The 12,181-nt window shown below is 53.7% G+C and carries 12 protein-coding genes and 2 tRNA genes; 10 read left to right on the forward strand and 4 right to left on the reverse strand.

Annotation, left to right across the window (positions count from 1 at the left end):
- Positions 1–52: 52 nt before the first annotated feature.
- Positions 53–244 carry a hypothetical protein gene (locus tag AACR93_RS07150; RefSeq protein WP_043850296.1) on the reverse strand — a complete coding sequence of 64 codons (192 nt, stop codon included), beginning with the start codon at positions 242–244 and terminating at the stop codon, positions 53–55.
- A 244-nt stretch (positions 245–488) separates the two neighbouring features.
- Here AACR93_RS07150 and AACR93_RS07155 point away from each other — a divergent pair, with 244 nt between their 5' ends.
- From AACR93_RS07155 to AACR93_RS07185, 7 genes are all read left to right on the forward strand, one after another.
- A complete protein-coding gene (locus AACR93_RS07155; RefSeq protein WP_043850297.1) occupies positions 489–1,037 on the forward strand; it encodes a hypothetical protein in 549 nt (182 codons plus the stop codon).
- Entirely contained in the window at positions 1,034–1,336 is a 303-nt protein-coding gene (locus tag AACR93_RS07160) for a YkvA family protein (protein WP_052497052.1), read from the forward strand. Before AACR93_RS07155 ends, AACR93_RS07160 begins: the two co-directional genes overlap by 4 nt.
- Positions 1,337–1,358: 22 nt before the next feature.
- Entirely contained in the window at positions 1,359–1,985 is a 627-nt protein-coding gene (locus tag AACR93_RS07165) for a hypothetical protein (protein WP_052497053.1), read from the forward strand.
- A complete protein-coding gene (locus tag AACR93_RS07170) occupies positions 1,982–2,434 on the forward strand; it encodes a DUF2787 family protein (RefSeq protein ID WP_052497054.1) in 453 nt (150 codons plus the stop codon). Before AACR93_RS07165 ends, AACR93_RS07170 begins: the two co-directional genes overlap by 4 nt.
- A 490-nt stretch (positions 2,435–2,924) precedes the next feature.
- A complete protein-coding gene (locus AACR93_RS07175) occupies positions 2,925–4,166 on the forward strand; it encodes a tyrosine-type recombinase/integrase (RefSeq protein ID WP_043850298.1) in 1,242 nt (413 codons plus the stop codon).
- A 284-nt stretch (positions 4,167–4,450) separates the two neighbouring features.
- Positions 4,451–5,344, forward strand: a complete 894-nt coding sequence (locus AACR93_RS07180) for a helix-turn-helix transcriptional regulator (protein ID WP_043850299.1) — start codon at positions 4,451–4,453, stop codon at positions 5,342–5,344.
- A 126-nt stretch (positions 5,345–5,470) separates the two neighbouring features.
- Complete coding sequence (locus AACR93_RS07185) at positions 5,471–5,650, forward strand: hypothetical protein (protein ID WP_029304370.1); 180 nt, start codon at positions 5,471–5,473, stop codon at positions 5,648–5,650.
- A gap of 360 nt (positions 5,651–6,010) precedes the next feature.
- Here AACR93_RS07185 and AACR93_RS07190 read toward each other — a convergent pair whose 3' ends face one another.
- Entirely contained in the window at positions 6,011–7,912 is a 1,902-nt protein-coding gene (locus tag AACR93_RS07190; protein WP_197077940.1) for a DUF927 domain-containing protein, read from the reverse strand.
- Between the two features lie 505 nt (positions 7,913–8,417).
- The gene (locus AACR93_RS07195; protein ID WP_042658476.1) at positions 8,418–9,569 is read right to left on the reverse strand and encodes a tyrosine-type recombinase/integrase; all 1,152 of its coding nucleotides are present in this window, start codon (positions 9,567–9,569) and stop codon (positions 8,418–8,420) included.
- Positions 9,570–10,301: 732 nt separating this feature from the next.
- Here AACR93_RS07195 and AACR93_RS07200 point away from each other — a divergent pair.
- Together AACR93_RS07200 and AACR93_RS07205 are read left to right on the forward strand one after the other, a co-directional pair.
- Positions 10,302–10,377, forward strand: a tRNA-Phe gene (locus AACR93_RS07200).
- Between the two features lie 4 nt (positions 10,378–10,381).
- Positions 10,382–10,457, forward strand: a tRNA-Asn gene (locus AACR93_RS07205).
- A 40-nt stretch (positions 10,458–10,497) separates the two neighbouring features.
- Here AACR93_RS07205 and AACR93_RS07210 read toward each other — a convergent pair.
- Positions 10,498–10,632 (reverse strand): hypothetical protein, encoded by a 135-nt coding sequence (locus AACR93_RS07210; RefSeq protein ID WP_269429846.1) that lies wholly within the window; start codon positions 10,630–10,632, stop codon positions 10,498–10,500.
- Positions 10,633–10,895: 263 nt separating this feature from the next.
- Between AACR93_RS07210 and AACR93_RS07215 the strand changes: the two genes are divergently transcribed.
- Entirely contained in the window at positions 10,896–12,170 is a 1,275-nt protein-coding gene (locus AACR93_RS07215; protein WP_043850301.1) for an alpha/beta fold hydrolase, read from the forward strand.
- The last annotated feature ends 11 nt before the right edge of the window (positions 12,171–12,181 follow it).

Genomic DNA, 12,181 nt, shown 5'->3' on the forward strand with positions numbered 1-12,181 from the left:
GAAGAATCCCTGTCCGCATACTTTCCGGAAATGGTGTTCACAGATTCCGGAATCACTGTTCAACTTCACCGGAATACGCACCGATGTGGACATGTTCAAGATCTTCGCCGAAAACAAACATCAATGCGCCGTTTATCTTGTCGTCAAACCGACGCAAATCTAATTGTTCGCGATAGTCACAACTCACTAGCTCATTGGCTTGATAGTCGTCAATGGTGGGATGATAGTAATGTGGGTAATGCATGATGACTCCTTGTTCATCAGGGTGGGATTAGAGGGCATGAAAATTTGCCCCTATATGTATGTTCAAACGCCAAACCCCTTTATCTGACTGGCCTTTTTCAAAACCACTTTTTACCCGCTATCGCTTGCTGGTAATCCTGATTTGCAGCCCTCCCCTTGCCGTAAAAGCCCCTTTCTCAAACATATATGAATTCCTTGATCCCCCATGACCATGCAGGTCTGGGCAATCCAAGGAGAATATATCTATGTCTGAATTGTCATTGTTCGATGCGGTTGGTGAAGGCAAAACAGCAACGCAGGATTATCTCGATACTCTGTCTCGGGCTTTGCAGCGTCATCATCAACTGGTCAAAGCCATTCGCATCTACGGTCGTTATGTACCGGAGTCCCTGCCCATGCCCGGTTTACCGGTGCTGGTCGCCGTGTTTAACCACACCAATATCTATGCCTTGCACCAACTCCCCTCCGCTCAGATAGGGCAATTGGTGTTGTCCATTGCCTCGTTCTCCGGTCAAGCCACCCATGATGTCGAGTCCGGGGTGTTTGAGGAGGTCTGGAACATGGGGGCCAGCAGTTTTACCACCGACAGCGCCGAGCAGGCAGTGTACTGGTTGCCGTTACCGGAGAGCTGGATTGCTCTGGATGGTTCGCAGTCGGTGTTGAGTGACAAGGCTCATCCGGTGTTCAAGCTGTTGCACGTTACCGGTCGCGACTCCGGTCCGGTCGTGGATATCAGTGACGGCGTGGTGAGCCTGGCACTGGAGTCTGAATGGGATGGGGAGTGGGCCGCATGACCGATATCAATCGCTCCTCGTTGCTCGCCAAGCTCAAGCATATCAAGGGCATGAAGTTACTGGTTGAGCAGGCTGTCCTGCTTTACCTGTTGATGACCGACGAACAAACGCCGATGTGGGTCAAGACCATCGTGGTCAGCGCCCTCGCCTACCTGTTGTGTCCGGTCGATGCGATACCGGACTTTCTGCCCGGTGTCGGTCTCACCGATGACTTAGGGGTAATCAGCGGAGCCATAGCCTCGCTAGGCAGTCACATCCATCAGGGTCATCGCAGCAAAGCGGCTGACTTCTTTAAGTAATCCATTCTCAAGGAAAATCATCATGACTAAAGCCACTCAACCGGCAGCGCTGGCTGCTCCGGTCTGGACTGTTATTAAATCGGCCAAGGCTCCGAAGATGAGTTCTCGGGCCAATGGTCTCTTGCACTATGAGGTTGGCAAAAACGACGAGGGTCGTTATGCATTGCGCATTACCGCCAACGACACGGGCGGTCTGTTCAGCAAGCACTGGTTATCTCTGGATGACATTCTGGCGCTGTTGGATTTGCTCAAGGATGCGCCCTTTAAATCGGTAGCCCTCAAGGCGTTGTTTGTTCGTGGCAGTGCCAACAACCACGGTTTCCTGGCTGCCGTTCTGCGAGCTGAGAAGCTGTTGCTTGCTGCCGAGCCCAACTCCCCCTTCCATCGGATTGGGTTGTCATTGAGCGACTGGTTAACTCAGCTGGGTGAACCGGCGTCTATGGATAAACCGACCCGCAAGGGAAAGGCCAAGGGCCAGAAGGGACAAGAGACCTCGGACAGTGCCACAGGTAACGAACCATGCGATGAGCCCCCGTTTTTGGAAACAGCCAATGACGAGGCCAGTTTGTCAGACAAGATGGATGAGACCGGGGCCGATTCTGAAACCGAAACCGGTGACACTGCGGCCAGTGAGGAGACTCACCAATGAATCGCCGTGACCCAATCAATAACCGTGACATAGCACTGAACTGGCAGGGGTTGCCCCTGCCGGTTTCATTGAAGCTCGCGGTATGTCTGACTGAGCTGCTGAACACCCACAAGCCCACATGGCAGCAAGCGCGTGCTGTGACGATGAACTTTCGTGACCCGAGCTATGGCCCGGAGAGTGGTGGTTTTCATCCCGTGGAAATCCGTCTGCAACGCCGAGGAAATCTATGGTCCTTGGTCTATATGACGGACTTTTCCTATGTCGGTATGGGGGATTACGCAGAGCTGGCCAAGGAGGTGGATTTTGATTTCTCAAGCCAGGAAGGGTTGGTTGCTCATGTTCATATCGTGCCGCTGTCTGAGCTGCATGAGTTCTATGAGCTGTGGGAGAGCAACTTCCTGAGCTACCTGTCGCTGGGCGTCTACACCCTCACCCTCTCGTGTGAATAATCCCCCTGTTATTCCCGCAAATTTCACGGGTTCACGGGGTTGGAACGGAAAAGCCCAATCACGCCAAGGGAAAAACCTGTCCCGTGACTCCCCATTTTTGCGGGGCAGACACGGGGCGCAATCCGAATTTACGGGGCAACCCGGTCACATCAATATCCCACCCACTATTCCCGCAAATTTCGCGGGTTCACGGGGTTGAGATGGAAAAGTCTAATCACTCAAAGGGAAAAACGCGCCCCGTTTCCCCCCGTTTGTGCGGGGCGGACACGGGGCTCGGTAGCATTTTTACGGGATCGGACCGGGTAGCGACCGGGGCGGCCATCTGTTCACTCACCTTTCCCGCGTTGTCATCGTGCCGGGCCAACCAGGCCAAGGCGCGATGAGCAACGACCACTTCAATCGCCAAGCCAGAGACGGGGATTTGGCCTCCTTTCCACTGTGAAGGGGGCCTATGCCGTGTCTAACCAGCTCACATGTTGAGGAGCGAACCATGAACGAAACACCTACCCGATTTAAATTCACCAATCGGCGAATTGCCGATCTACCCCCTAACCCAGATGACGCTCGCAGTACCGAAGCGGAGTATTCAGATACTGATGTGACCGGTCTGCGCTGTCTGGTGGGCAAAGGGGAAGGCCGCCGCAAGTTCCTGCTGCGTTATCAGATACATGGGCGCAAACGGGCGATTGCGCTGGGGCACTATCCCGCATTGGATGTCAGCGTGGCTCGCAAGCTGGCGCTCGACTACAAACGCAAGATCGCCGAAGGCGTTGATCCACAGCAGGCCAAGGAGGACAAGCGCAACCAGAAGACCCTGAGCAATTTGTTTCAGGAAGACTATCTGCCCTATCTGCAATCGAGAAATCGCAGTTGGAAGACGGATGAACATCGCTTCCGTAATCACCTACGGCCAATCTTCGGCAACCTGATCCCGGAAGAGATCACCGTTACCCGCATCCAGAACATGCAACAGATGCTGCTCAAGCGCCTCACCCCGGCCACCAGCAATCGCGTCTTGGCATTGCTCAAGGCCATCATGACCTGGGCGACCCGTGCCGGGCTGATTAAAGAGAATCCCGCAGCCTTGGTGTCGTTGCTGCGAGAGAACAATCGGCGCGAACGCTACTTCACTCCAGATGAAATCCGTCGCCTGTTCCGGGCTGCTGATCGGCATGAAAGTTTCTATACCGGTCAGTACGTCAAGATGTTGCTGCTCACCGGCTTGCGCCGGGCCGAGCTGGCAAGGGCCAAATGGCAGCACTACAACAAGGAGGACAAGACCCTATACATTCCACACACCAAGAACGGCCATAGCCGTGTGTTGCACCTGAACCATATGGCGGTGGAGCTGTTGAACTACTTACCGGTGACACAGGGAAATCCCTACCTGTTTCCCGGCAAGCGGCAAGGGCAGCCATTGCAGAATCCCACCAAGGGGTTTCAACGGATGCTGGCGCGAGCCGGTATAGATAAGGAGGGGGTTTGCTTGCACACCTGTCGTCATTCGGTCGCGGCGTTGATTGTCTCCAACGGCGGCACCCTGTTTGATGTGCAATCCCAGCTTGGGCACCGGAGCAGTCAGACATCACTGCGTTATGCTCACCTGCATAACACGCGGATGCAGCAGACCAGCCAGAAAATAGCCAACTGCATCCATGATGCCCTGACCAACTCTGTACCATCCAAGCCGCTGCCGCTTCCCGAAGAGGGCGAGTGGGTTCAGGCCAGCTAGATATGTCGGTATCTCATCCAGTGGTGAGATACCGATATTGCTGTTTAGCAGCCCAATGATCCGTTTTCAGCGACCGTCCCGACAAACCGCTACACAAAACCTGTCGTCGTTTATGAGCCTTCTCAATCGCTCCTCGCCGGTTGATAACAAAACCCCTCACCTGATGACAAAAGCCCATCGCCGATGATGGATTCTGCGAAAAACTGCCTGCCATCCAATTCGTCACGCCGTGTCGCGGCCTGTTTGGATAATCCGCGACACGGTTATTTCCCTTCTGTGATGGTATGCACGAACACGACAAGATTGCTCAGCGCCTCGGTATGCTCCTCACCCGCCTGTACAGCGGTGAGAGGCTACACCTGAGTGATCTGGCCACCGAGTACAACGTCACCGTGCGCACCCTGCAGCGGGATTTCAATCAACGCCTCAGCTATCTACCGATAGAGCACCGCAGCCAGCAATACTGGCTGGATCCGGAGTTTCTCAATCACAAGAACGACAGAAAACTGCGAAAGCTGGCCGAACAGTTGGGCATCACCGACCTGTTCCCCCACGCCAGTGAACATCGTTTGGGTCAGCTGCTGGACAGAGGCAACCCCAGCCTCTTCGCCATCAAGGGATTCGATGGTCAATCAGCTGACTCACTGAGCCATCAGTTACCGGTATTAGAGCAGGCACTGACCCAGCATCTACAATGCTGGCTCATCACCAAAGACCAGCGCAAGCAGCTGTTTAGCCCCTATCAGCTCGTCAACTACAAGGGTACTTGGCACTTGGTCGGTGTCAGCGAGGGGAGGTTGCAAGCCTATCCGCTGAGCAACATCACACTGGTTGAGCTATCGCAACAGACCTTCACCCGTGACGCGTACATTCAACGACAGATCGATACCGACCCGACGCTCTGGCGCTCCGGCATGATCGAGGTGCTCCTCAAGGCCAGTGCCTCCATCGCCATCAACTTTCAGCATCGCCCGTTGCTGCCCGAGCAGGAGATTGTCAAAACCCTAGATGACGGTGCGCTGTTATTGAGCAGTCGCGTACTCGATGCCAATCAGATTCTGCCCGTCGTCAAATCTTGGATGCCGGAACTCACCGTGATCTCGCCCGGCTTTATCCATGAGCAGATCGTCCGTGATTTACGCCATTTATTGACCCTGATGAGTCAGGCTCCGCCCTGATTCATTTGTGACAAAGATCCCAGTTTATACATCTGGCGACAGCGCCTGACATGCTGCGACACCACCTGTCGCCGCTGTTCTGCATTGTCGTCAACCATCAAGCAGTAGCAATCCAAGGAGTGATGCATGAGTAAAATGATCCAGATGAAAGAGTCCACCGCAAAGCGCGAGGTGAAGCAGGAATACGGCCTGACCGAAACGGATGGCCAGGCTTTCTGGGATCGGGTGAACCGGGTGATCGGTGAATCCCGAGAGGAAGTCGATAATGAAGACCGCGTTCCTGCCGGATATGAAGTGTATCGATAACGTCAACGCGTACATGTTAGTTGGTCATTAGTTGACTCCTGTGAGCGATATCTGCCACGAAACGCTCGTAACGACAAAGCGGCCAGTTCTACTGGCCTCTTTTTTTTTTTGGACCGTTCGACAGCACCGGCTGAGATCACACCAGTGAGCAATACTGGGGTAATCCCCGCATGCCGAGGCACCTGTATCGCGGTTTAGCGACCCAATGAGCCGTTTTGGCCGCACCGCCCTCCAAACCTCCGCAACAAGATCATCCTGGCCTTCTCGGCCTGCTAAAACGTTCCTCCCCTTGCTGCCTGCTTTTGCCACCGGATCCCATAAAAGCAAAGGGGCCAGTTCGCACTGGCCCCCTTTCATTTTTTAGAATTTTTCGACTTCCACCGATATCTCTGGCATGTCTGGTGAGGACTCAACCATCACGCACCCCGTCTCGCTCGTCGCGCGGCGGGTGAAACTCGGAGCGGGGGAGCCAGGGGCCGTTGATGAACCAGTACTGCAAGGTTGGACGAGGCTCTCAGTCCGTTCATCAAATAGCGGGCTTCTAAATTGAAATACCTTGTTCACCGAGAATACGTAATAATTGCCAGGAAGGCTGTCTATTACGATCTCTTTGACATATCGTCCGTCAGCATAGTGCACTATGTACCCGTTTTCACGAAGCCACTTCATGACCAGCTTCGGCTTGCTTGTCAACAGTTTCTGAAGCTGGGTCATTTCGACATAAAGCTTTCCGTCTTCCGTGAATCCTAATAGCTCCCGCACTTCCATGGATGGCTTGCCGATGTGGATCTTTCTTCGTTGCTCGGAGAGCGTATCCAATAACCGATAAGCCTCTCTGGTGACATCATCCATGATGCCTTCCATCGACATGAGCCACCGTCGGAAGCATACCAAAACTGCATTATCTGCATACGCCACATCAAACGGCAGAATACCTAGCTCAACGGCCAATCGCCCCGCTGCCATGACGTTTGCGAAGCAACCAGCACCACGAGCAGCAAGAGGCGGAGGGTTTTCTAATCCCGAGCGACTCATCAGCAACTCTTGGCACTCCTCACGCTTAGCAGCAAAGATAACCGCTAAATCAGCAGGGGTATCGATGTCTGGCATATTCAACAGCGCCTGAATATATGCAGGCATCGCCGTACCGTAGTACTGAGAGGTTGCAGCTTTAAGGCCATTCACCCGGCAACGAGTCAGCTCAAGGCTCTCACCCGCCAGCGCGACATCCTCCGCCATCATCTCAATATCCAGCAGTCTGACGAATATCCCCCCTTTAGTGCCCGCCTTGCTCCGCTCTAGCAGTTCCTTGAAGGATTCCTCCCCCGAAGAGGGAGCACAAACATTCGATGCCAATGGGCTCCTATTACCTGTGCCCTTCAAATTGCCAAGCACTCTCGACTGTCCACCCGTCACCGAATAGGCAAACTGAAGCGGATCGTTACTAGACAATGAGCCCAGTTCATCCAAACAAATGCCAATGCCAGTTCGTTGTTGAAACATGCCTTTGAACCCAGCAGATGTTCCGTCCCATTTCACAATCGCCGTTGCGGGGCCCGCACTTGGGTCAGATGCCACGCCTGACACACTCTGCCCCACTTGTAGAAGCGTCGTTTTGCCACAAGAGCTTGCACCATAGAAGTGAAAAATCATGGTCCCTGTATTTGATAACTTCATGAATACATTGGATAGATTTGCCATGATTGCAAAGAGCATAGTTGGTGACTCTTTGACAGGAAGCGCGACGTTCTCTTTCCACTCCAGCAACGTTCCATTCGAGTGGATAGCGTCATGCTCACCAGGCGCGGACAGCAGCTCGTGCTGAGGACCACTATAGCCCGTTTTGTAAATTGACCGACCTACCCAGACATAGCAGGGATGTTCGCTAACAAACCCCGCTTGCAGATGCTGATGGACCACGCTGATATCTTGGATACTGATGCTGGCGGACATGTATGACAGTAGCCCCTCCTCCCGTGCACCTGGGCATTCAATCCCCGCGCGGTATAGCGCAGCCCTCACTGTTTTGTAGTCCTGAATCACCCTATCGAATAATAGGTCGATGCGCTGGCATTGCTTCCGCTCATCCAGATACATGAAACGAACACCACTGATGTCTGTACTGTCAGCTTGGAGTATCGATACCGGCAGCAATGGCTTACCGAGTATCGTTTTTGGCTTGCCATGATCGCTAGCCAATTTCCCCCACGGGGACATCGCAAACCCATCAGGAATAGCTATCGAATGAACCGGTTTTTTCATCTCCGGCTCAGACCTGGAAAGCACCACGCCATCTAGGTCACACACAGTCCCATCAGAGGCAATCGAGCAACGCCCCTCGTTGTACAACCTGTATTCTGCTGAACACTGATCCAGCATAAGAAGCTCACGCCGAACAAAAGACTCATATTGAGTCTCATTGTCAGGATATGGCTGACAACATTCGTGCTGTTCGGACAATGGGCTCACAGCATCGGGGGCAATATTCGCTCGATGAGCATCACCATGGTGTGCATCAAGGTTCGTGTCCTCCACCAGTAACGGCAGCGAGTCAGGAGCGACTGCAGGGTGCGATTCTGGCGCTGATGCCTCCTGATCCGAGTCCGGTACCGAGTCTGTCGGCGGTACACCCTGACTTGCCATCCTATCAAGAGATGCTTGAGTCCCTGGACGACGGGCAAAAAGCCTCGGGGGGTTATCACTACTAGATCTGGGTCTACGCATAATTCTTTATGGGGGAGTCTCCTCCCCCATTCTCCAAAAATTGTTAACAGGTGATGCGTGGGAGGTCCCACAAGGTGTGTAATTCGTTGACGGCCTTGACCAGCGTGGTGTCGTGGAGGCGTGCGTATCGCTCAGTCATTTTCGGCGAGCTATGGCCTAGGACTTTTTGCAGTACATCCAGCGAGCAACCTTGGTTTAACAGCGATGTAGCGACGGTATGGCGGGCGTCATGCATGCGCACTCCTGATAGTCCGCAATCATTGCAGACCCGGTACCAATACCGCCGAGGTTCGGAAATCTGAGAGACACTATCCTGGCCTCTAAAGAGCAGACCGGTTGTGCCATGGCGCTGGAATTGGAGTTGAATCAACTCCAGCGCGAAATGATTAAGTGGTATGAGCCTTTCTCGACCAGACTTACTGGTGGGCAAATACGCAATCTTTCGATTGAGATTACAATCTTGAAGCTGTAGCGCTCGTGCCTCACCCAGCCTGCACCCTGTTGCAAACAGGAACAGCAGAAGCCTAGCTTTTTCATCGTCGATGTCTTTCATCAAACGATGGACCACCTTATTCACCACCTCATCAGGCAACCCCTTGGGTGGCAAAACAGCTTCATGCTTTGCCGGAATACCTGCTGCTGGCGAGGACTTGAGAATGCCACGTTCTACAGCGAAGGACATGATGGCCTTTACCTGTGCCAAGTAGCGGTTCCGCGTGGCGACAGAGCACGTTTTATTTGATTCTGTAAGAAAATCCTCGATGTCGAAACGGGTTACTCTGTTTAATGGCTTGAGCCCTAGAGCTGCCACGATCGGCTTTACCCGAGACTCGATGGTTTTATATGACCGATGAGTTGCTCGTACTGAAGGCAAGTATTTATCATGTATAAACTGTTCTACTGACAAGCTCGAAAGATAGGTTTGGTTGAATCCCACAGGATCCAGTACAAACTCCGCTTTTAGCTTTCTTGCCTGCTCACGTATCTCTTTAACGCTGACTTCGTCCGTGCTCGCAATTTTTAACCGATAACGGACTTTATTTTTGGTGAAACTAAGACAACCAACCTTGCGACCAGTGGCATAAGTAATCCACGTAAGGGAACGCTCGTATTTATCTTTGCTTTCACGCTGCTTTGAACTGCACTCCTCCAACTTGGTACTATCTACAGTTGGAGCTACAGCCTGTTCGGGCATCGCACCTCCTATCATCTAGAGCCCCCACAGTGGTGACTCATGACAAGAATGTTGGACGAAGAAAAACCGAAATGGAAGACCAGCTCCAGAGCGTAACCATCCGATAATGCCTTATAAAAACAGACTTCCCTGCACATGGTATGTTTTGTGCTTTACAAAATCCCCCTATAGCCGGAGAGTCGAAATCAGTTTTTGCCCCCCTCTAAAGAATCAGAAAATCACAACTCAATAGAGTCCAATTTTTGACAGAAAAATATTTTATTTTTTTCCGTCCCCCCCGATGCCCTGCTCACTTTATGAGCTAAAAGACTACATTGAGCACAAGTATTTACTTCCCCTACAGCTCTTGCTGTAGGGGGTTATCACTCTTCTTCAAACGCAGATACGGAAGTTGAGCGACCGGAGGTCCTTCGGTATCGACGCACCAAACCCTGTCTGGTCAATTTCTGGTAACTTTTCAGCGCACAAAAAACATGCACGTTAGTTCATCCGTTTTTTGACAAAAAATGGACTCACTTGTTGGAGGCTCGGGATGGGTGAGAGAGCGAAAAGGTAATTCTATAAAGGGAAAAAACCTCGATAGAAGCACCTGCCGACAACCGGATCCCGGTGTGGAGTCAGGGGCTCCTTGCACACTATCTCGCCACTTGGTTCACCCTATGCAAAAACATGCCAGAAACTGGGGCTGCAAGGTTGACACCCCAGTCCAGAAAGGGTTTAATGCGCGCCGTTGCCCAGATAGCTCAGTCGGTAGAGCAGGGGATTGAAAATCCCCGTGTCGGCGGTTCGATTCCGTCTCTGGGCACCACAATTCCTCCTTAGTTCAGTCGGTAGAACGGCGGACTGTTAATCCGTATGTCACTGGTTCAAGTCCAGTAGGAGGAGCCAAATTCGAAAAGCCCGCTCAATCGAGCGGGCTTTTTCATTTCTAGTTGCCGTTGCACGCGGCTAAAAAGAGCGTCGCGCCACAGGTGGCACTGAACAGCAACATGCCGGTCTGCAACATGCTGCCAGGGCATGGTTTTTTCTCTCTTTTTCCGGCCTTGATCCACTTCGGTTTCATCACGTTCCCTTATCCATTTTGACGGCCTGAATACCTGCACTCCTCTGCAGGCTCGCCATCTTTGTTGAATGGGGGCATGGCGTCAATCTCCCGGCCAGGAGAATAATTCAGCAAGCAATCTCCTCCCTGACAACGTGGTTCAATCCTCTTTTTTGCACCCTTTGAACCAGCCTCCACATTCGCAAAAAGCGGCATGACCCGGCTGGCGAGCAGGGCTAAGATGGGGCTTAGCCTATTCCGACCTCGACATGGAGAGAGTCAAGATGAGCAGCCCACTGCACTACGTACTGGACGGCATCCACTGCGAGCCGCACTTTTTTACCGTTCCACTCGATCACGACGATCCCGATGGCGAGAGCCTGACTCTCTTTGCCCGCACTTTGTGCCGCAAGGATCGGCTCGATGACAAGCTCCCCTGGCTGCTCTTTTTGCAGGGCGGCCCCGGTTTCGGGGCGCCGCGCCCAAGCGCTAACAGTGGTTGGCTCAAGCGGGCGCTTGAGGAGTTTCGGGTGGTACTGCTCGATCAGCGGGGCACCGGCATGTCGAGCCCTATCCACGGGCATATCCTGGCCAAAATGACCCCAGCCGAGCAGGCGCACTATCTCAGCCATTTTCGCGCCGACAACATAGTGCGGGACGCCGAATTTATCCGACTGGAGCTGAGTCCCTCCCACCGCTGGAGCCTGCTGGGTCAGAGCTTTGGCGGCTTCTGCTGCCTGACCTACCTCTCGCTCTTTCCCGACAGCCTGCGGGAGGTCTATATCACTGGCGGCATCGCGCCGATTGGCCGCAGCGCAGAGGAGGTCTACCGCACCACCTATCTGCGGGTGGCCGACAAGAATCGCGCCTTCTTTGCCCGCTTCCCCCATGCCCAGCCCATCGCCAACCGGCTGGCCAACCACCTGCACCAGCACGATGTGAGGCTGCCCAATGGTCAGCGCCTGACGGTGGAGCAGTTCCAGCAGCAGGGGCTGGATCTGGGGGCCACGGGGGCTTTCGAGGAGCTTTACTATCTGCTGGAAGAGGCCTTTATCGGCGACAAGCTGAGTCCGGCATTTCTCTATCAGGTGCAGAGCATGCAGCCCTTCAATACCAATCCGCTGTTCGCCATCCTGCACGAGGCCATATATGCCGAAGGAGAGGCGACTCGCTGGGCCGCCGCCCGGGTCAGAGAGGAACTTCCCGAACTGAACTGGGCACCCGGCAAGGATTTTGCCTTTACTGGCGAGATGATCTTCCCCTGGATGTTCGAGCAGTTCCGCGAGTTGCTGCCCCTCAAAGAGGCTGCCCATCTGTTGGCCAACAAGGCGGATTGGGGGCCGCTCTATGACCCGGCCCAGCTGGCCCGCAACAAGGTGCCGGTGGCCTGCGCCGTCTATGCCGAGGATATGTACGTGGAGTTTGACTACAGTCGCGAGACGCTGCGGGGCTTGGGTAGCAGCCGTGCCTGGATCACCAACGAGTATGAGCACAACGGCTTGCGGGCTGATGGTGAGGTGGTGCTCGACAAACTCATCGCCCTGAACCGGGATCGTTGAGGCGGATAGAG

The organism is Aeromonas sp. L_1B5_3, from assembly GCF_963866575.1.
In the GTDB taxonomy this organism is placed as follows: Bacteria; Pseudomonadota; Gammaproteobacteria; order Enterobacterales; family Aeromonadaceae; genus Aeromonas; species Aeromonas jandaei.